A 20,372-nucleotide genomic window follows, 5' to 3' on the forward strand; every position below is an offset into this window, starting at 1 on the left:
ATTGAATTTTGGGGTTTATGTATGGATTTGTCGCTTATAGATGAATGGTTTCAATCACTTAACTTTGGTGATGAAGCCTATAGAGGGATGTTTCAGATTTTTGCCGTAGTGCTATTTACGGCCATTCTAAGTTTTATCTCCAGTAAGTTTTTTTCTCAGATTGAACGTCAGTTTGAGAAAACCAAAAACTTGTGGGATGACACACTGCTCCATGCGGGGCGCAAGCCAGCGTCTTATCTTATCTGGCTGTTAGGGTTGTCGGTGGCAGCTCATACAGCAAATAAATACTCAGAAGCTGAAATTTTCTCACTGGTTGAACCGATAAGAGAAGTTGGCGTTATCCTGCTGCTCGCACTGTTTGTTGTCAGGTTTATCAGCGGCGCTGAGAAAATAGTCGTGTCGCCTGAAAAAATGAAGGAACCGATGGATGCCACTACGGTATCGGCAATGGGTAAGCTTCTTCGCGCTTCTGTATTAATTACCGCAGGGTTGATTGTTCTGCAAACGTTAGGTTACAGCATTTCTGGCGTATTGGCATTTGGCGGTATTGGCGGTATTGCGGTTGGTTTTGCCGCCAAGGATCTTCTTGCAAACTTCTTTGGTGGGTTAATGGTCTATCTGGATCGACCGTTTAAGGTGGGAGATTGGGTTCGCTCGCCAGACAAGGATATTGAAGGCACCGTCGAGCATATTGGTTGGCGCTTAACGACCATTAGAACCTTTGATAAAAGACCTCTTTACGTACCCAATGCAACGTTCACCAGTATTTCAGTGCAAAATCCGTCCAGAATGAGTCATCGTCGAATTTACGAGACGATTGGTGTGCGCTATCAGGATGGAAGCAGTGTTAACAGCATTATTGCCAGTGTTAAAGATATGCTTTTAAAGCATGACGGAATCGACAGTACACAAACGCTCATTGTTAACTTTAATGCATTTGGCGCATCTTCATTAGACTTCTTTATCTATACGTTTACTAAAACAACTAACTGGATTGAATACCATGAAGTTAAGCAGGATGTGTTGCTGAAAATTATGGCGATTATTGAAGAGCAGGGCGCTGAGTTTGCGTTCCCGACGACGACGGTTCATTTACCGGATGAAATGAAGATATCGGCCAGTTCGCCGGAGCTGGCAGGCATCGCTTCAGAGGCTCAGTAACATCCTATCTTAAGTAAAGGGTACTTAATATGACGAAAAAACTGGCCATTATTGGCGGCACAGGGTTAGCAGAGTTAGAGGGGGTGGAGGTTTTAGGTCAGAAGAAAGTGACAACGCCTTATGGTGAGCCAAGCGGCCCCATTGTAGAGGGGCAATACGATGGGAAAAAAGTTTTATTTCTTGCTCGACATGGGAACCCTCATCGAATTCCGCCTCATGAAGTTAATTATGCGGCTAATATTTATGCACTCAAGCAGGAAGGCGCAACGGCAATTATTGCTGTTAATGCGGTCGGTGGTATTGAGGGAGTGATGGGGCCTGCCCATGTGGTTATTCCTGACCAGATAATCGATTATACCCACGGTAGAAAAAGCACTTATTTTGAGGGTGAGATGGACTCGGTTAATCATATCGACTTTTCATACCCTTATAGCGAGAGTGTCAGGCAGATGTTAATAAAGGCCGCCGAGATTCACGATGTCGCGTATAGTGATTATGGCGTTTATGGCTGTACACAAGGTCCCAGGTTAGAAACTGCGGCTGAGGTTGCACGACTTGAACGAGATGGCTGCGATATTGTTGGAATGACCGGAATGCCTGAGGCGGCACTTGCTGCCGAACAAGAGATTGATTATGCGTGCTTGGCACTTGTGGTTAATTGGGCTGCAGGGAAAACCGAAAGCATTATAACGATGGAAGAGATAGAGCAGGCAATCGATGAGGGGATGGGTTACGTTAAAAAGATTTTAATAGAGGTTATTAATAGTTAGTAATTTGTTAAGGACACTACTTTTTAAAGATAGTGGTTGTTAGGCAGCGTGTTTCCGACGCTGTCTTTTTGGTTCCCAATCTCATTCCGTAGCTGTACACGGCTAAATCAATTTAGCCGCTAAGCTGTGGTAGTTTTAGGTAAGCACATCGCACGTTTTCTATAATAAACCCAGCTCTCGCCTTATACATTTTTTAATGTGTCTTATACTGTATCCAATGTGGTTCTCTTTTTCGCTTGCCCTGCCGGGCTCACCTTAAGACGGTGCTATAGTGTTGGAGTGTTTTGCAATGTCGGAAACTTCGCTCAAAAACAGGTTTGTAGTGGATTATGACTCGTTGCCAGCTCCAAAGGCGTTGCTATTTGACTGGCATGGTACGCTGGTTGATACATTGGACGCGATGTATTCAGCCATGGAAGAGATGCTGCCGAAGCTTGAAGAACTTGATCTTGTTGGCAGGTTGACTCCTGAAGCGGACTGTAAAAATGATGAGAACGCCAAGCTTATTCGGTATATTCGAATCTTTCGCCGCCTTCACCCCAAAATCCTGGCCGAACGACGTGTTTCCAGAACAGAAATATTTAATGCGGTGTTTGAGAGCGACCCGGATGCACGGCGGATAGCCCATAATGCATATAACCAATGCTACCGCTCTCATTATGGTGAGGTAAAACCCTTTCAGGAAGGGGTATTAGAGTATCTTTCTGCAATTAAGGCGCTGGGTATAAAAATTGGCGTTGCGACTAACCGGAGTCGTGAGTTTCTGGATCATGAGCTATCAATTGTCGATGGTGGGCGTTGGAAAAACCTTTTTGATACGACCGTTTGCGCAGATGATGTGCCTGAATACAAGCCCTCACCAGATGTTATTCATCAAGCGGTTGTTCGGCTCGGAGGACTCGAAGAATCATCGGTTTGGTATGTAGGTGACAGTCACACCGATATGATTACTGCATATCACGCAGGTGTAACACGCGTATTCTTCAATGGCGCGCATTGGGAAGAGCGTTGGATTGACCGAATAATTGCCCATAGAGTACACAACCCAGAATCGCCTCAATTAGTTGTGGACTCATTTGAGCAGTTGATTGATGCTCTGGAAGGCCTGCAGACTAGCTATCGCTCAAAAGGGCTTTCGCTGTTTGATGAACCTGTTAACAGGCTTAGGCCGCGGCCATATCCTCCCAGAGAGCCGCCGCCTAAGCGAATTGAGCCTGACTGGCATCCGGCGCTTGTTAAGCTTACCAAGCCCAGGTTCATATTGTTTGACTGGCATGCAACATTAGTGGATACACTGGATGCAATGTACCATGCGGTCGATGACATGATCCCTGAATTTGAGTCTTTGGGGCTTGTTGGTCGGTTAATTTCTGCTGAACAAAGTAAGTCGCCGGAAGATGCGAAGCTGGTTGAGCATGTGCTTCACTACCAGGAGTTACACCCCAAGGTAAAGGTTGACCGAAAAATATCAAGGACGGATATTTTTGAAGTGCTATTTGGCGATGATCAGGATGCTAAACAGATTGCGCATAGTGCCTTCACTCATCACTACCGTAACCACTTCGGTACAGTTCTGCCGTTTGAGCCGAATGTTAGAAACATGCTAATAGGCTTACGAGAGATTGGTTTGGGAGTTGGTGTTATTACCAACCGGGATCGAGAATTTTATATAGAGGAGCTTGAACGTGTGGAGAGCCGTGCATGGGTTGGCCTATTTGATACCGATGTATGCGGGGATGATACACCCAGGCGAAAACCTCACCCTGATCAGATCATTAAAGCGTGCGATACAATGGGGTTGCCGATATCGAAAAATATTTGGTATGTAGGTGATAGTACAACTGACATCATTGCCGCGAGTACTGCGGGTGTTACGGGGGTGTTTTTTAATGGTGCCCAATGGGATCAGTCTTGGCTTGAGAAAATATTCCCAGGCAATGAGCGCTATCCACACAAGCCCGATGTTGTAGTAAACGATTTTTCCGAATTTTGGGCAATGGTATTGACATGTATGGACTTGAAAAGAGAGCAGTGAAACTAAACTCCCACCTGTCTGCGGGAGTTTAAGTGTTATTCCGCGAGCTGGCTAGAAGTTAGCGCCTTTCGTTATAAACAAATGGAGGATCGGTTGGTTCAATAGTGACAAGTAGACCAAAGGCGGGATGATCCAGATAGTGGATTTCACCGCTTCTCATTCTTCTCGCTTCACTCATGTGAGATATGTTGTTAGCGATATAGTTTTCTGTCGGTTCTGTGTCGAACGTTTTATTGTCCTCATTGTTATCGCCGTTCTTATCGGTTTTGTTGCCATTAGTGTGAAGGCTAATATCGTTAGCGATTTTGTTAAGTTGAGTGATAGGCAGTGCAATACTGTCATCCTCTAGCAGCCAGGTTTGGAGATTTATATCAGAGCCTCGCATATAGTCAGCCATATAGAGGTCTGCAATAAGATGTAAATATCGACTCTTTCTGAACGTTAACCTGCCTTGAAGTTCATGGTGTTTGCCAAACTTTTCGCCTGCTTCTATAACAAGAGGAATGCCACCTTGTTCTTTTATCAGAGGTTGTTTCCATCCTGCGAACTCTAAAACCTTATAGTTCTTACTGCGAGACATGGCTTTGTATGATTTTGCCAGCTTAAGCTTAGACGTATCCAGCCTTTGAAGTTGGCTATTAACCATCGGTTTGCCTTTGACCAAAACATACTTCTGGCTAATCGGCGGCAGGTCTAATGTGTCGCGCTCCTTCTCTAGTTCAAATTTTTGCAGATGTTTAAATAGAATGATTTCGATTTGATACCAGGATACGGCTTCGTTGTCCTTACTGTTAGCTTGTGCGGTTGCAGCGCCAATGGTTGATAACGCCAAAGTTAAGACCAGTGTAAAACGTGTGATCGCTCGATGTAAGTTTTTAGGTTTCATTTAAGTTCTGTCAAATAGAGGGCTTAAAATTGTAATGAGGCTTTTGCAGTGCCGCAGATTTGTAGCGCTGTGAAAGCCTCACTATCATATAAATACCATGTTTAGGCGTTAGTACTCGTACTCGTAATTGTTGGTGCTTGTAATTGTTGGTACTTGTAATTATTAGTACTCTTAATTGCTGGTGCTTTTAGCTAATGTGTCCAGCAACTGGTTAATTTCTTTCAGTTTACCATCTGTATCGCTCTGGTCTATCTCAAATTTAAGTGCGCTTGCTCCATCGAGCCGGTATTTTGAGGGGGTGCTTTGTATGAGCTGAATAATCGTTAATGGGTCTACCTCGGTATCGCTTGAGAATTCAACTCTTCCTGATGTTGCTCCAGCGTCAAGTTTTACTACACCGAGGGTTTCGGCAGTAAGCTTTAGCTCGGTTTGTCTAAACAGGTTTTTAACCTGGTCGGGCAGCAGGCCAAACCGGTCAATCATCTCTACTTGTAGCTCTTTCAGCTCAGGCTTTGTCTTTGCATTGGCAATGCGCTTGTACAAAATTAAGCGGTTATGCACGTCAGGTAAGTAATCGTCGGGGATTAAGGCGGGTATTCTAAGGTTGATTTCCGCGCCGTGCTTCAGAGGTCTGTCCAAGTTAGGTGTTTTACCGTCCTTAATTGCTTCAACAGCCTGTTCAAGCATCTCCATATAAAGGGTAAACCCGATGCTTTGTATTTGGCCACTTTGTTCGTCACCGAGCAGTTCACCTGCGCCTCTGATTTCCAAATCGTGTGTTGCCAGCATAAACCCGGCCCCAAGGTCTTGTGCGGCAGAAATTGCTTCGAGTCTTTTGGTCGCATCAGGTGACACTGATTTTTGGTTGGGAGTCAACAGATAGGCGTAGGCCTGGTGGTGGGATCTTCCAACTCGGCCCCTTAATTGATGAAGTTGTGCAAGGCCAAACTTGTCAGCGCGCTCAATGATAATTGTATTGGCACTTGGAATGTCGATACCCGTTTCAATAATGGTTGAGCAAACCAGAACATTAAAACGCTTATGGTAGAAGTCTGACATTTTTTGTTCCAGCTCTCGCTCTCGCATTTGCCCGTGGGCAACACCGACTCTTGCTTCTTCTACCAGTGCCTGTATCTCTTCCGCAGCCTTATCGATTGTTTTCACTTCGTTGTGCAGAAGATAAACCTGCCCACCTCGCAACAACTCACGAAGTATCGCCTCTTTAATTGTGGCATCGTCCCGTTCTCGAACAAATGTCTTTACTGATAGTCGTCTTGCTGGAGGTGTTGCAATAATGGAAAGGTCACGAATTCCTCCCATTGCCATATTAAGTGTTCGCGGTATTGGGGTGGCGGTGAGGTTAAGTATATCGACTTCTGAACGCAAAGATTTAAGGCGCTCTTTCTGCTGAACACCAAAGCGATGTTCCTCGTCAATAATAACCAGGCCAAGATTTTTAAATTTTACATCTTTCTGAATGAGCTTGTGAGTGCCAATAATAATATCTGCATTACCGTTCTCTATAGCGGTTAGGGATTTTGCTTGTTCAGAAGCTGAGCGAAAGCGAGATAGCAGTTCCACTTGAACGGGGGTATCTGCAAAACGGTCTTTGAATGATTCGTAGTGCTGTTGAGCAAGAAGTGTGGTGGGAACAAGTACCGCAACTTGCTTGCCTGAGTTTGTTGCAATAAACGCTGCGCGCATTGCCACTTCGGTTTTGCCGAATCCCACATCTCCACAGACTAACCGATCCATTGGCTTGGGGCTTAACATGTCTTTTTCTACGGCTTCAATTGCTGCGGCTTGATCAGGTGTTTCTTCAAAAGGAAAACCAGCGCAAAAAGCATGATAGCTATCGTCCGGTTTTGAGGCAGCAAATCCTACTCTTGCTTCTCGCCTGGCGTAAACGTCCAGCAACTCGGCCGCTGTGTCTCTTATGCGTTCAGCGGCTTTCTGCTTGGCGACCGACCACTTGTCACTGCCCAGTTTATGAAGAGGGGCTAGTGACTCATCGGTTCCACTGTACCTTGAGATTAGGTGTAATGATGATACCGGGACGTATAGCTTGGAGCTCTGTGCGTACTCCAACACTAAAAACTCATTGGTTTGGCCATCAAACTCAATAGTCTGTAAGCCTTGGTAGCGGCCTACACCATTATCAATATGCACAACCGGGGCGCCAATTCTCAATTCAGAGAGGTTTTTGACGGCAATTTCTCCGGAGTCTGTCGCACGTTTACGCCGACGCCGTTGCATGACTCGCTGACCAAACAGTTCTGATTCGGAAATGACTGTGATATTACGTGATAAGTCGCTGAATCCGTCTGAGATTGGCGCGATAGTCATACATAAAGGCGCTTTACTGGATTGGAAGTCTGTCCAGTTGAGAACCTTTTGCATATTTAAATTGTGATCAGAAAAGAGCTCTTCTAGTGCTTCTTGTCTTCCAGCTGATTCAGCGCAAATTAATATTCGTGATGATGTCGTTTCTTTAAACGTACGAAGATGAAGCAGGGGGTCTGATGCTTTAGCGTTGACAGAAAGGTCGCCGAGCGGGCTGCTTGATAGATTGGTAACTGATGCGCTGTCTTCGAGCTTTTCAGCAGATAAGGTAACTCTGGGAAAGCGCTTTAACTCCGAAAACAGTTCGTTGGTTGGAACAAAGAGTGAATCGGGAGGAAGAATAGGGCGAAGTCTGTCATGCCGTCGCTCTTCGTATCGGTGTTGAATGTCACTCCAGTAGTGTGCGCTGACCTGATGAAGTTCAGGGGGGGTAAATATCAGTGTGTTGTCAGGCAGGTAGTCAAACAGGGTCGCGCTGTCATCAAAAAAAAGCGGCAGATAATACTCGATCCCTGGTGGCTTGATGCCTGATTGAACATCTTTGTAAATGGAGCACTCTTTTGTAGGTGCTGATTCAAATTGGTCGTGCCACCGCGTGCGGAAAGCTGCACGAGAAGATTTGTCCCATGGAAACTCGTTTGCGGGAAGCAGGTTAATATGATCAATCTTTTCCAAAGAGCGTTGGCTGTCGGTATCAAATGTTCTCAGTGTTTCGATTTCATCATCAAACAGCTCAATGCGTATGGGTAGTTCGCTACCCATGGGGTATATATCTAAAATAGATCCCCTTATGGCGTACTCTCCGTGCTCATAAACAGTGTCAACAAACCGATAACCGTTGGCCTCCAGATCAAGCCGGTATTTATCGATGTTGAGTGATTGACCTACGGATATCAGTAACCCGGCTCCTTGTAGAAAGGAGGTTGGGGCGAGTTTGTGAAGTAGCGTACTGATTGGAATGATCAGTACCCCTCTTTTTAGCTTAGGCAGCGTATAGAGTGTTTCTACCCTTTGTGAAACGATATCCTCATGGGGGGAAAAATTATCGTAGGGTAGCGTTTCCCAGTCCGGTAGATTAAGAACCTCAAGCTCACGATCATTGTTAAAGAACTTAAGTGCTGTTTCGTATGTGAGGGCTGTTTCAGTGTTTGGCGTAATTAACAGGCCGAGTCCCTGGTGCTTTTTTATTGCCTCAAGAGCGATCAGGGGGGAAAAACCAGGCACAACGGATCCCCATTGCCTGTGATCCGCTGAAGCTGTGGGGAGGTTTGGAATGTTAAGTGTATTTGAAGTCATGTAGTGATCGTTTTATAAGTATGAGTCTCACAAAAGAGTATAAGGTTCGGCGGTAGTAATGATTAAGGCCAGGCATCTTTTGTACGCTAATGGCCCGATATTCTAACCATGTTCGGTGTCACTGTCATGACGGTATATTGATTTAAGCCTGGTGGTCGGTGAGCGGTCTTTAATGGCTAAAGCTTAAATAACAAAGCTGTACGAGAGTACATAAAACAGAATTTGCTTATGAATGCATGAAGATGGATAATGTGCGCCTTTATTTTTGTGCAACTTGAGAGGTGCCTAACGTGGCTCAGAACATTACGGATACGTGTTTTGTTGACTGGAACGAGCGAGAAACTGTTGCTGAAGCAATGATTCCAATGATTGGACGTTTATATCGCAAGAATAACGTGGTTACATCCATCTACGGACGGGCAATTATTAACCAATCTGTAATCGGGCTTCTCAAGTCTCACCGTTTCGTAAGACAGGTAGAAGACAACGAGCTATCAGTACACGAAACCTATAAAGTTCTTGAAATACTCGATGGTCTTGAGTTGGGCCATGCGCATGTCGACATTGGTAAGCTTGCTGTTAAGTATCAAAAGCAGAGTGGTGGGCTCTCTCTTGAAGCGTTTTTACGTGAAGAGTTAGCTGATATCGTTGGTAAATACGACGCAGAAGAAACAAAGCAGCATAGCTCGCAAACAAAAGACGTTGTTTTGTATGGTTTTGGTCGAATAGGTCGATTGCTTGCCCGTATTATGATCGAAAAGGCAGGTGGTGGAGCAAACCTTCGTTTGCGTGCCATCGTTGTGCGTAAGGGTAAGGCTTCAAATGATTTGGAGAAGCGTGCAAGCTTGTTGCGTCGTGACTCCGTACATGGTTCATTTGACGGAACAATTACAGTTGATGAAGAGCGCAAAGCGATTATCGCAAACGGTAATTACATTCAAGTGATCTACTCCAACTCTCCATCTGAGGTAGATTACACCGAGTACGGTATTGATAACGCGCTGGTTATCGATAATACCGGTATTTGGAGAGACGAGGCAGGCCTTGGTCAACATCTTGAATGTAAAGGTGTTAGTAAAGTATTGTTGACGGCGCCGGGTAAAGGCGATATCAAGAATATCGTTTACGGCATTAACAATAATATGCTAACAGATGATGACAATATTGTTTCTGCCGCGTCTTGTACGACCAATGCTATAACGCCCGTACTTAAGGCGGTTAACGATCAATTTGGTGTAGTAAACGGTCATGTCGAAACTGTTCATGCTTACACAAATGATCAAAACCTGATCGATAACTATCATTCGGGTAGTCGTCGTGGCCGAAGTGCGCCGCTAAACATGGTATTGACTGAAACTGGGGCGGCTAAAGCTGTTTCCAAGGCACTTCCAGAAATGGAAGGCAAGTTGACGGGTAACGCTATTCGAGTGCCAACTCCAAACGTGTCTATGGCTATTCTTAATCTTAACCTGGAGAAAGAGACAACTCTGGAAGAGATGAATGGATATTTGAGAGAGGTTTCGCTGCACTCCGAGCTACAGAAGCAGATTATGTATGTTAACTCTCCTGAGGTTGTATCATCTGACTTCGTAGGCTCTCGCTCGGCCGGTATCGTTGATGCTCAGGCAACTATTGTGAATGGCAATCGCGTTGTTCTTTATGTTTGGTATGATAATGAGGCTGGCTATAGTGCACAGGTTATTCGTTTATCAAACCAGATTTGCGGCGTAAACTATGCGGTTTTTCCAAAGCTGGCTAAGTAACGATCTGCGGTGTCAGCTTCGCACTTGGTAGTCTTATGATGTAACTACGCGTGATGTTGCTGTCAATTTCTAAAAAAAGCTCGGTGTTCGCCGGGCTTTTTTGTTTCTTGTACTATGAGACATTCGCATGACTACTGCGCTTACAAATACAGCGTTAAAAAATGACTTAAAATGCTCATTTATTACGCATAAACTGCGCTTTTTCTTCATTTTTTGCCTTGTCTTTGTTTCGCTCGTAACGTCGTGCAAAGGTCTCACTGTGTTTATAAGGTTTTAAATTTTGGCATGTTGGCGTCTAACTTTAAAATCGATTACCTCTTTAGAGATACTTGTTTCTGGTCTCTTCTTGATCTTGTTCAAGGCAGAGCAAAAACTTGTACTTTCATCCCAAATGAATAAGTCAGTTTAACGATTAAATTGTGAAGTTGTATAGAAAAATGGCTTTATGCTCTTTATAATTGGGGCGTTTTTGGGTGCGTTAAATATATAGCAGGCCAAGTTAATCCGGTTCGGGAGCAACCAGTGGATTGTCTTGGCTTAAAAGTGTCTTAAGCATTTGTTATATGTTGGCGTAAACGTTTTAAGTTTCTGATGATTAGGCGGGGCTAATGATTAATATCAAGAAAGGCCTGGAATTACCTATATCTGGTGCCCCTGAGCAAAAGATTACCGATGGAAAAGCCGTGAGCAATGTAGCTCTAATTGGCTTTGATTACATCGGCATGAAGCCAACTATGGCTGTTCAGGTGGGAGATAAGGTTAAGCGCGGGCAGCTGCTGTTTGAAGATAAAAAAACAGCAGGTGTTCGGTACACTTCTCCGGCAGCAGGTACTGTTAAAGAAGTTAACCGTGGTGAAAGGCGAGTATTTCAATCTATCGTTATTGAGGTAGAGGGTGATGACGCAGAGGTTTTCTCAAAATACGAAGAGAACCAGTTAGCTAATATTGATCGCCAGCAGGTGGTCGATAATTTAGTACAGTCCGGTTTATGGACGGCGTTAAGAACGCGCCCATATAGTAAAGTACCTGAGATTGATAGTACTCCAAACTCTATCTTTGTAACTGCTATAGATACCAATCCTTTGGCGGCAGACCCAAAGTTGGTGATAAGAGAATGCGCAAAAGACTTTAACAACGGCCTTGCTGTTATAAAACAGTTAACCGGTGGAAAGGTATTTGTCTGCACAGATAAAGACTTCGATATAACACTTCCAAGTGACAGCGCAATCGAAGCCAAGGCTTTTTCTGGTATTCACCCTGCTGGTAATGCAGGTACCCACATACACTACCTTGATCCAGTCAGTGATCAAAAAACCGTATGGAATATTGGATACCAGGATGTTATTGCAGTTGGGCAGCTGTTTGTTACTGGTGAGTTAAACGTAAGTCGAGTTGTTTCAATTGCAGGGCCAAAAGTTAATAACCCCCGCCTTGTTAGAACTCGTTTAGGTGCCTCATTAACAGAATTGCTTGCAGGTGAGGTTGACTCCTCAACCAATAACCGTGCTATTTCAGGCTCGGTTTTCGGTGGACGTAGAGCTGAAGGGCCTGTTGACTATTTGGGACGTTACGCAAATCAGGTATCTGTGTTGGAAGAAGGAGATACCAGAGAATTTATGGGGTGGTTGTCCCCTGGTACTAACAAATTCTCTGTTATGAATATATATTTGTCCAAGTTAACGTCCGGGAAATTGTTCAATTTTACGACGACCACCAATGGTAGTGAGAGGGCAATGGTTCCCGTCGGAGCCTATGAAGAGGTGATGCCTCTTGATATCTTGCCAACGCAATTGCTACGTGCGCTCGTTGTTGGTGATACGGAGCAAGCTCAAAAACTGGGTTGTCTGGAGTTGGAAGAAGAAGATTTAGCACTTTGTTCATTTGTTTGTTCCGGCAAGTATGAATACGGCCCAATTCTTCGCGATAATTTAACACTCATCGAGAAAGAGGGCTGATCATGGGATTAAGACAAATTCTGGATAAGATGGAGCCGCACTTTCACAAAGGTGGTAAGTACGAGAAGTGGTATGCACTTTACGAAGCCGCAGATACTATTTTTTATACTCCTCCAAGTGTGACGAGTACTACATCTCACGTTCGTGATGGTATCGACCTTAAGCGAATGATGATTACGGTGTGGTTTTGTGCATTCCCTGCCATGTTCTTTGGCATGTGGAATATCGGCTACCAAGCCAACACGTACTTAGCAGAGTCTGGTGCCGTGATGGGCAACGATCTGCGATCAGTGATTATTGCAATGCTTGCAGGCAATGACGCATCAAGCATCTGGGATAATATAATTTATGGCGCGACCTATTTCGTACCAATTTACTTCGTAGCATTTGCCGTCGGTGGGTTCTGGGAAGTTCTTTTTGCGATGGTTCGCAAGCATGAAGTAAATGAAGGTTTTTTTGTTACTTCAATTCTTTTTGCCTTGATTCTTCCGCCTGATATTCCGTTGTGGCAAGTCGCCTTGGGTATTTCTTTTGGTGTTGTTATCGGCAAAGAAGTATTTGGTGGAACAGGGAAAAACTTCCTCAACCCCGCTTTAACCGGTCGAGCATTCCTGTTCTTCGCATATCCGTCTGAAATCTCCGGTGATGCCGTTTGGACTGCGGTAGACGGCTTTAGTGGTGCCACCACGTTAGGCCTCGCTGCTGTAGGTGGTATGGATGCGGTTAACGTAACCTGGATGGACTCTTTTGTTGGTACTGTTCAAGGGTCTATTGGTGAAACTTCAGTAATTGCCATTCTTCTTGGTGGTGTTGTTTTACTTGCTACCAAGATAGCATCATGGCGAATCGTTTCTGGTGTAATGCTGGGCATGGTTGCGACGTCTTTGATGTTCAATGCAATCGGTTCAGACACCAATCCAATGTTCGAAATGCCTTGGCACTGGCACTTGGTTGTTGGTGGCTTCTGCTTCGGTATGATCTTTATGGCGACTGACCCCGTGTCGGCATCCATGACCAACCAGGGTAAGTGGGCGTTTGGTGCACTTATAGGAATTATGGTTGTGTTGATTCGTGTGGTTAATCCTGCGTTCCCAGAAGGGATGATGTTAGCGATACTGTTTGCAAACTTGTTTGCTCCGTTCATCGACCACATCGTTACTCAGGCCAACATTAAGCGGAGGTTAGCACGTGTCTAGTCATAAAGAGAGTACTCAAAAAACGATTGTTGTTGCTCTGCTGCTTTGTTTAGTTTGTTCGATTGTTGTAGCGGCGTCAGTTGTCTTGTTACGCCCAATTCAAGAAAAAAACAAAGCACTGAACCTGAAAGTTAATATTCTGGCGGCAGCTGGAATATTGAAAGAAGGGGCTACGTCAGCTGAGGTAGAAAAATCTTTCGAACGTATTACTGCTAAATTAGTTGATTTGGAAACCGGGCAATACGTCTCTCCAGAGGTTGTAGGGGTTACCGAAGCGATCGATTTTGATCAGAAAAAAGCTTCAAAGAACCCTAAACTTTCGGATGCTCTAAGTGGCGAAGAAGATATTGCCAGTATCAAGCGTCGCGAAAAATATGCGAAGGTGTATTTGATTGAAGAGCAGGGGGATGTTGAGACTATCATCTTGCCAATTCATGGTTATGGCCTGTGGTCAACGCTTTATGGGTTTGTAGCTCTCAATAGTGATGCAAATACAATCGCCGGACTTGGTTTTTACCAGCATGGTGAAACGCCAGGGTTGGGCGGTGAGGTTGATAACCCAAAGTGGAAGGCGCAGTGGCCGGGTAAGAAAATCTATGATTTGGAAGCCAGTCAAGAGCCTATGATCAAACTAGTCAAAGGAAGTGTGGACACGAGTAAACCAGGTGCAGAGTATGGTGTTGATGGCCTATCCGGGGCGACACTAACCAGTCGTGGTGTTACTAACTTGTTGCATTTCTGGTTGGGCGACAACGGTTTTCAGAAATATTTGAACCGTTTAAGAGAGGGGGCTTAGAAAATGTCTGAAGTCACTATGAAAAAGGTTCTTCTGGACCCGATTGCCAATAATAACCCTATTGCACTTCAGATCTTAGGGATCTGTTCTGCACTTGCAGTTACAACAAGCTTGCAGCTATCGATCGTAATGACTGTAGCTGTATGTCTGGTAACCGCATTCTCAAGTATGTCTGTATCGATGATACGGAATCATATTCCTTCAAGTATTCGTATTATCGTTCAGATGACGATTATCGCGACGCTTGTAATCGTTGTAGACCAGCTTTTGCGAGCCTTTGCTTATGAATTGAGTAAGCAATTGTCTGTATTTGTTGGTTTGATAATCACAAACTGTATCGTAATGGGTCGTGCAGAAGCATTTGCAATGAAAAACGGGCCAGTTATGAGCTTTGTAGACGGTATCGGTAACGGTTTGGGATACGGTGCTATGCTAATTTCAGTAGCGATAATAAGAGAATTGCTGGGCTCTGGCTCATTGTTCGGTATTGAAATTATGACAACGGTTAATAATGGTGGCTGGTATCAGCCAAACGGGTTGTTGTTGCTGCCACCTAGTGCATTCTTTCTTATTGGTCTTATTATCTGGGGTTTGCGTGCGTGGAAAACTGAGCAAACTGAAGCTCCTGATTATAAAATCAAAGCTCACGTCACCAGGGAGGCCTTCTAATGTTTGAACATTATATTAGCCTGTTTATAAAGGCTGTATTTGTTGAAAATATGGCGTTGGCGTTCTTTCTTGGCATGTGTACTTTCTTGGCTTTGTCCAAGAAAATAGATGCTGCGTTAGGGCTTGGTATTGCCGTTGTTGTTGTACTTGGGATCACTGTTCCGGTTAACAACATTATTTATACAACCTTTCTGAAAGACGGTGCTTTGGCCTGGGCCGGTTATCCGGGCGTAGATCTCAGCTTTTTGGGACTGCTAACGTATATCGGTGTTATTGCTGCCTTGGTTCAGATTCTGGAGATGGTTCTTGATAAGTATTTCCCTGACTTATATAACGCTTTAGGGGTGTTCCTTCCGTTAATAACAGTTAACTGTGCCATATTAGGGGCCTCACTGTTCATGGTGGAGCGTGACTATACCTTGGGTGAAAGTGCTGTATATGGCGTGGGTGCCGGTGTTGGCTGGGCTTTGGCTATTGTCGCTTTGGCGGGTATCCGGGAAAAGCTTAAGTATAGTGATGTGCCAGAAGGCCTACGAGGGTTAGGTATTACCTTTATTACAGTAGGTCTTATGTCACTTGGTTTTATGTCATTTTCGGGAATTTCGCTGTAGAGCGCGAGTTCGAAACTGGTCTCATGATAAAGAACAAGGTTAAAACATGAATGCAGAAATTATTTTAGGCGTGGTCATGTTTACCGTCATCGTACTATCACTGGTGGCGGTGATACTGATAGCTAGAGCAAAGCTTGTCAGTACCGGGGATGTTACGATTGGCGTAAATGGTAACCCTGAACATACTATTAAAACACCGGCTGGCGGTAAGCTGCTTCAGACTCTTGCTGCTGAAGGCGTATTCCTCGCTTCGGCTTGTGGAGGCGGCGGTACTTGCGCTCAGTGTAAATGTAAGGTTTTGGAAGGCGGTGGTTCGATGCTGCCTACAGAGCAATCTCATTTCACAAAACGTGAAGAAGCTGAAGGCTGGAGACTTTCCTGTCAGGTTGCTGTTAAGCAGGACATGGAGATCGAAGTCGAAGAAGAAGTGTTTGGCGTAAAGCAGTGGGAATGTACTGTTCGCTCAAACGAGAATGTTGCAACATTTATCAAAGAGTTGGTATTGGAACTGCCTGAAGGAGAAAATGTAGACTTCCGCGCAGGTGGTTACGTACAGCTTGAGGTTCCTCCCCACGAAGTGGATTACAAGGATTTCGATATCGAAGAGGAGTACCGCGGAGATTGGGACAAATTTAACCTTTGGCAATATAAGTCAGTGGTTAAAGAACCGGTTATCCGAGCTTACTCTATGGCCAACTACCCTGAAGAAAAGGGTATCGTGAAGTTTAACATTCGTATTGCATCACCACCTCCGGGAACTAACTTCCCTCCGGGTCAGATGTCATCGTACGTATTTAACTTGAAGCCAGGCGACAAGATTACTGTTTCCGGCCCATTCGGTGAGTTCTTTGCTAAAGAAACGGAAAACGAGATGGTTTTCGTTGGTGGCGGTGCAGGTATGGCCCCGATGAGGTCTCATATCTTTGATCAGCTCAAGCGCTTGGGCTCGAAGCGTAAGATGTCATTCTGGTATGGTGCTCGTAGCTTGAGAGAGATGTTCTATCAAGATGAGTATGATATGCTGGCTAAGGAAAATGATAACTTCGATTGGCATGTTGCGCTTTCTGACCCTCAACCAGAAGATAACTGGGAAGGGTTAACAGGTTTTATACACAACGTGTTGTATGAGAACTATCTGAAAGATCACCCGGCACCAGAAGATTGTGAGTTCTACATGTGTGGACCTCCTATGATGAATGCTGCGGTAATTAAGATGCTTAAGGATTTAGGCGTCGAAGATGAAAATATACTTTTGGATGATTTCGGAGGTTAACGAATAATCCATGGTTATGTTTTCAATTAAGCCCGCCAAGATGACAGTGCTTATAAGCATTGTCGCCTTGGCGGGCTTGCTGCTTTCTGGCTGCGAAAAAAATGAACCTGCTGTTTCAACAAGTCAAACTAAGCACTCTGTTAAGCAGGTATTTGAATTTTCTGGCCCTATAATGGGAAGTAGTTATCATATAAAGGTCGTATTGACCGATGGTAAGGAGTTATCAGAGAATTTGGCAGCCGGGGTTAATGAATCGCTAGTGCGCATTGATCGCCTTATGTCGACTTACAAGCCAGATTCTGAAATTTCCCGATTCAATGCTGCGCCACAAAATATATGGTTTCCGGTCTCGCATGAGACATTTGATGTGATTGCTTTGGGGCAGGAAATCAGTGAAAAAAGTGGTGGCTATTATGATATGACTGTCGGGCCGCTGGTTAATAGCTGGGGGTTTGGCCCCACGGGAAAGCCCGTAAAAATACCTGATGAAGGTCAGTTACAAAGGGTTATGAATCGCGTAGGATTTGGCTATCTGGAGTTGAAACCCGAATCTAGCTCCATTTTGAAAAGAGCTGATATTTACCTGGATTTATCTTCAATCGCCAAAGGTTATGCTGTAGATGTGGTTGCGGATTACTTACAACAACATGGAGTAACAGATTATCTTGTTGAAGTAGGTGGTGAAATCAGAGCACAGGGTTTTAAGCCAGATGACAGTGTCTGGCGGCTTGCAATCGAAGCGCCTACAGTCGGTGAGCGCTCAATCTACAAAGTTATCGAGTTAACGAATGCGGGGCTGGCAACATCTGGCGATTATCGAAACTACTACCAAGAGGAAGGGGTTCGTTATTCTCATACTATAGACCCTTTTACCGGTAAGCCGGTGCAGCACTCGTTGACTTCCGTCAGCGTTGTAAGGCCGACATCAGCAGAGGCTGATGCAATGGCCACGATGTTTATGGTGATGGGGGCAGAAAGAGGCTACAAATTTGCTGTAGAAAACAACATTGCAGCGTTTTTTATTTTTCGCAACGGCGATGAATTTGAGAGTCAATCTACACAAGCGTTTAAGCGGTATTTGACCCAATGAGGTGTTGATTATGAATACATTTATTATAGTTTTTTTGGTTATGGGCTTAATTATTATTGCGATGTCCGTAGGTGTTCTTTTGGGTCGCAAACCTATATCCGGCTCTTGTGGGGGAATGGCCGCTCTGGGAATGGATGTAGCGTGTGACATATGTAAGGGCGACAAAAATATTTGTGATGATGAGCAAGAGAAAGCGAAAGCCAGAAAAGCGGTAAGAGATTTAAGTTACGATGCTACAAAAAGCTAAAGTGTAGCGTTGGGCACGGCATAAGTTAATTAAGAATAATATTGGAGCGCAAAGGGTAATGGCTGAATATCATTATGACGTAGTTGTCATAGGAGCAGGTCCTGCAGGAGAAGGTGCTGCAATGAATGCAGCAAAGAACGGGAAGCGAGTTGCTATAATAGAAAATAAAGAGATGGTGGGTGGAAACTGTACTCACCTTGGGACAATTCCTTCCAAAGCCTTGCGGCATGCTGTTAAGCAAATTATTACGTTTAACACAAATAGCATGTTTCGTGATATTGGCGAGCCACGCTGGTTTTCGTTTCCTCGCGTCCTTAAAAATGCTGAACGAGTGATATCGAAGCAAGTTAAACTGCGTACTCAATTCTATGCGCGTAACCGGGTTGACCTGTATACCGGAACCGCCTATTTTCTTGACCCACATAGAATAGAAATAAGAGGTAGCCAAACCTCAAATGAGATCTTGAATGCAAAAAATGTCGTTATTGCGACAGGCTCTCGTCCTTACTTGCCTTCAAATATTAACTTTCGCCATACCCGTATTTACAATAGTGACACGATTTTGAAGTTAAGCCATACACCTAGAACGCTAGCGATCTATGGTGCGGGAGTTATTGGGTCGGAATATGCGTCAATCTTCGCTGGCTTAGGCGTGAAAGTAGATCTTATTAACCCGGGTGATCGTTTACTCTCATTTTTGGACGATGAAATTTCGGATGCCTTAAGTTATCACCTTAGAAACAATGGTGTACTTGTTCGCCACAATGAAGAGTACGAGTCGGTTGAGGGTGAAGAGAATGGTGTGGTTGTTACTCTTAAGTCGGGTAAGAAACTCAAAGTTGACGCATTCTTGTGGTGTAACGGGCGAAGCGGAAATACAGACAATCTGGGGCTTGAGAATGTTGGGCTAGAGCCTAATTCGCGAGGACAGTTAACTATAGACAAACAGTATAGAACTGAGGTTGAACACATCTATGCTGTGGGAGATGTTATAGGTTGGCCTGCACTGGCAAGTGCAGCGTATGACCAAGGGCGTGCGGCATCTTCAGAGCTGGTTGGTGACAGTTTTTATCGCTACGTAGATGATGTTCCTACAGGTATCTATACCATTCCGGAAATAAGCTCAGTTGGTAAAACTGAAAGGCAGCTGACTGACGAAAAAGTACCTTATGAAGTAGGGCAGTCGTTTTTTAAAGATTTAGCGAGAGCGCAAATAACAGGTGAGCCTGTTGGAATGCTCAAAGTGTTATTCCATAGGGATACAAAGGCTATTCTTGGAATTCATTGTTTTGGGGATCAGGCTGCCGAAATCGTTCATATCGGTCAAGCAATTATGAGTCAGGAAGGAGAGGCAAATACTCTGGATTACTTTATTAACACAACGTTCAACTATCCGACTATGGCCGAAGCCTATCGTGTTGCAGCCTTGAATGGTTTAAACAGAATCTTCTAGTTGCTATCTTTAAACCAATCGCTCTGTTGCTGAGCGATTGGTTTTCCAACCGCTTCGGCGTGAGATAACCCTTTCAGTTAGAAATCAATCCATGATTTTCAAAGTACATTAGCGCACTGGTAGGGAAATCAGTAATGATGCTGTCCACCCCTTTTTCTCTCAGTAGAAGCATTTCGTGTATATTGTTAACAGTCCAGCACGACACATGAATATCTAGTTTATGCGCTTCTTCCACAACACTTTTATTGCAAAGGCTGTAATTCAGGCAAAGGTACTCGCAGCCGAGAGTGTTTGCGGTATTTAGTGGGTTTGGAAATCGATATTCGGCTACAAAACCTGTTTTTATGCTGGTATCCCTTCGCTTTATCTCTTTTAAAAACCAGGTGTTGGAAGATGTTACAACGCAGCGCTCTTTTAATTTGTCTGCCTGAATGTATTCTACTAGCCGGTTGCATAGAATATTTAGCCGATCTTTTGAGCTGCTTTTGACCTCAAATTGCCAATGCTCCACATCAGGGCATGATTCGACCACTTCTGATAAGCTGGGGATATGGCAGTGCGTGCTCCAGGCGGCTGTATTTTGTCTAGCATCCAGTGTTGCAACTTCGCTAAAGATCGCATCCTTTACTTTAGTTACAACGCCAGTGGTTCTTTCAAGTGTCGGGTCGTGAATTACTATCAACTGGCCATCTTTCGTGAGCTGTATATCTAACTCGAAACGTTTTATTCCCTGGTTGTATGCATGCACAAAACCTTCTAGAGTGTTCTCAGGGGCTTCTCCCTTAGCACCCCTATGTCCATATATTTTCACGGCACTGCTTTCCTCAC

The 20,372-nt window shown here is 44.5% G+C and carries 16 protein-coding genes; 13 read left to right on the plus strand and 3 right to left on the minus strand.

Annotation, left to right across the window (positions count from 1 at the left end; translation table 11 throughout):
* Positions 1 to 21 precede the first annotated feature (21 nt).
* From MY523_RS06065 to MY523_RS06075, 3 genes are all read left to right on the plus strand, one after another.
* Positions 22 to 1,161: a mechanosensitive ion channel family protein gene (locus MY523_RS06065; RefSeq protein WP_250657903.1), complete on the plus strand. Its 1,140-nt coding sequence runs from the start codon at positions 22 to 24 to the stop codon at positions 1,159 to 1,161.
* A gap of 29 nt (positions 1,162 to 1,190) precedes the next feature.
* A complete protein-coding gene (locus MY523_RS06070; protein WP_250657904.1) occupies positions 1,191 to 1,931 on the plus strand; it encodes an S-methyl-5'-thioinosine phosphorylase in 741 nt (246 codons plus the stop codon).
* 289 nt (positions 1,932 to 2,220) lie between these two features.
* On the plus strand, positions 2,221 to 3,966 hold the full coding sequence (locus MY523_RS06075) for an HAD family hydrolase (RefSeq protein WP_250657905.1): 1,746 nt from the start codon (positions 2,221 to 2,223) through the stop codon (positions 3,964 to 3,966).
* A 58-nt stretch (positions 3,967 to 4,024) separates the two neighbouring features.
* On the opposite strand, the gene MY523_RS06080 is transcribed toward MY523_RS06075, so the two are convergent.
* Together MY523_RS06080 and mfd are read right to left on the minus strand one after the other, a co-directional pair.
* Complete coding sequence (locus tag MY523_RS06080; protein WP_250657906.1) at positions 4,025 to 4,852, minus strand: CsiV family protein; 828 nt, start codon at positions 4,850 to 4,852, stop codon at positions 4,025 to 4,027.
* 171 nt (positions 4,853 to 5,023) lie between these two features.
* On the minus strand, positions 5,024 to 8,491 hold the full coding sequence (gene mfd / locus MY523_RS06085; protein ID WP_250657907.1) for a transcription-repair coupling factor: 3,468 nt from the start codon (positions 8,489 to 8,491) through the stop codon (positions 5,024 to 5,026).
* 290 nt (positions 8,492 to 8,781) lie between these two features.
* On the opposite strand from mfd, the gene MY523_RS06090 reads away from it, so the two are divergent.
* From MY523_RS06090 to sthA, 10 genes are all read left to right on the plus strand, one after another.
* Positions 8,782 to 10,254, plus strand: a complete 1,473-nt coding sequence (locus MY523_RS06090) for a glyceraldehyde-3-phosphate dehydrogenase (protein WP_256470519.1) — start codon at positions 8,782 to 8,784, stop codon at positions 10,252 to 10,254.
* Positions 10,255 to 10,862: 608 nt separating this feature from the next.
* Positions 10,863 to 12,209, plus strand: coding sequence for a Na(+)-translocating NADH-quinone reductase subunit A (locus tag MY523_RS06095; protein ID WP_250657908.1), 1,347 nt, complete (start codon positions 10,863 to 10,865; stop codon positions 12,207 to 12,209).
* A gap of 2 nt (positions 12,210 to 12,211) precedes the next feature.
* On the plus strand, positions 12,212 to 13,405 hold the full coding sequence (locus tag MY523_RS06100) for an NADH:ubiquinone reductase (Na(+)-transporting) subunit B (RefSeq protein ID WP_250657909.1): 1,194 nt from the start codon (positions 12,212 to 12,214) through the stop codon (positions 13,403 to 13,405).
* Positions 13,398 to 14,201, plus strand: a complete 804-nt coding sequence (locus tag MY523_RS06105) for a Na(+)-translocating NADH-quinone reductase subunit C (protein WP_250657910.1) — start codon at positions 13,398 to 13,400, stop codon at positions 14,199 to 14,201. The genes MY523_RS06100 and MY523_RS06105 overlap by 8 nt, the downstream gene beginning before the upstream one ends.
* 3 nt (positions 14,202 to 14,204) lie before the next feature.
* The gene (locus MY523_RS06110; protein WP_250657911.1) at positions 14,205 to 14,870 is read left to right on the plus strand and encodes an NADH:ubiquinone reductase (Na(+)-transporting) subunit D; all 666 of its coding nucleotides are present in this window, start codon (positions 14,205 to 14,207) and stop codon (positions 14,868 to 14,870) included.
* Positions 14,870 to 15,481: an NADH:ubiquinone reductase (Na(+)-transporting) subunit E gene (gene nqrE, locus MY523_RS06115; protein ID WP_250657912.1), complete on the plus strand. Its 612-nt coding sequence runs from the start codon at positions 14,870 to 14,872 to the stop codon at positions 15,479 to 15,481. The genes MY523_RS06110 and nqrE overlap by 1 nt, the downstream gene beginning before the upstream one ends.
* Before the next feature lie 46 nt (positions 15,482 to 15,527).
* Positions 15,528 to 16,754, plus strand: a complete 1,227-nt coding sequence (gene nqrF, locus MY523_RS06120; RefSeq protein WP_250657913.1) for an NADH:ubiquinone reductase (Na(+)-transporting) subunit F — start codon at positions 15,528 to 15,530, stop codon at positions 16,752 to 16,754.
* A gap of 10 nt (positions 16,755 to 16,764) precedes the next feature.
* Positions 16,765 to 17,844 (plus strand): FAD:protein FMN transferase, encoded by a 1,080-nt coding sequence (locus tag MY523_RS06125; RefSeq protein ID WP_250657914.1) that lies wholly within the window; start codon positions 16,765 to 16,767, stop codon positions 17,842 to 17,844.
* A gap of 10 nt (positions 17,845 to 17,854) precedes the next feature.
* Positions 17,855 to 18,091, plus strand: a complete 237-nt coding sequence (gene nqrM / locus MY523_RS06130; protein WP_250657915.1) for a (Na+)-NQR maturation NqrM — start codon at positions 17,855 to 17,857, stop codon at positions 18,089 to 18,091.
* Positions 18,092 to 18,149: 58 nt separating this feature from the next.
* Positions 18,150 to 19,544, plus strand: coding sequence for a Si-specific NAD(P)(+) transhydrogenase (gene sthA, locus MY523_RS06135; protein ID WP_250657916.1), 1,395 nt, complete (start codon positions 18,150 to 18,152; stop codon positions 19,542 to 19,544).
* Between the two features lie 73 nt (positions 19,545 to 19,617).
* Here sthA and MY523_RS06140 read toward each other — a convergent pair whose 3' ends face one another.
* Positions 19,618 to 20,355: a glycerophosphodiester phosphodiesterase gene (locus MY523_RS06140; protein ID WP_250657917.1), complete on the minus strand. Its 738-nt coding sequence runs from the start codon at positions 20,353 to 20,355 to the stop codon at positions 19,618 to 19,620.
* Between the last annotated feature and the right edge of the window lie 17 nt (positions 20,356 to 20,372).

It is taken from the genome of Alkalimarinus coralli, from assembly GCF_023650515.1.
In the GTDB taxonomy this organism is placed as follows: Bacteria; Pseudomonadota; Gammaproteobacteria; order Pseudomonadales; family Oleiphilaceae; genus Alkalimarinus; species Alkalimarinus coralli.

Coding starts and splice junctions, on each gene's coding strand:
- MY523_RS06080 (WP_250657906.1), bottom strand. CDS start 4,852: ATGAAACCTAAAAACTTACATCGAGCGATCACACGTTTTACACTGGTC.
- MY523_RS06110 (WP_250657911.1), top strand. CDS start 14,205: ATGTCTGAAGTCACTATGAAAAAGGTTCTTCTGGACCCGATTGCCAAT.
- MY523_RS06100 (WP_250657909.1), top strand. CDS start 12,212: ATGGGATTAAGACAAATTCTGGATAAGATGGAGCCGCACTTTCACAAA.
- nqrM (WP_250657915.1), top strand. CDS start 17,855: ATGAATACATTTATTATAGTTTTTTTGGTTATGGGCTTAATTATTATT.
- mfd (WP_250657907.1), bottom strand. CDS start 8,491: ATGACTTCAAATACACTTAACATTCCAAACCTCCCCACAGCTTCAGCG.
- MY523_RS06095 (WP_250657908.1), top strand. CDS start 10,863: ATGATTAATATCAAGAAAGGCCTGGAATTACCTATATCTGGTGCCCCT.
- sthA (WP_250657916.1), top strand. CDS start 18,150: ATGGCTGAATATCATTATGACGTAGTTGTCATAGGAGCAGGTCCTGCA.
- MY523_RS06065 (WP_250657903.1), top strand. CDS start 22: ATGGATTTGTCGCTTATAGATGAATGGTTTCAATCACTTAACTTTGGT.
- MY523_RS06070 (WP_250657904.1), top strand. CDS start 1,191: ATGACGAAAAAACTGGCCATTATTGGCGGCACAGGGTTAGCAGAGTTA.
- MY523_RS06075 (WP_250657905.1), top strand. CDS start 2,221: ATGTCGGAAACTTCGCTCAAAAACAGGTTTGTAGTGGATTATGACTCG.
- MY523_RS06125 (WP_250657914.1), top strand. CDS start 16,765: ATGGTTATGTTTTCAATTAAGCCCGCCAAGATGACAGTGCTTATAAGC.
- nqrF (WP_250657913.1), top strand. CDS start 15,528: ATGAATGCAGAAATTATTTTAGGCGTGGTCATGTTTACCGTCATCGTA.
- nqrE (WP_250657912.1), top strand. CDS start 14,870: ATGTTTGAACATTATATTAGCCTGTTTATAAAGGCTGTATTTGTTGAA.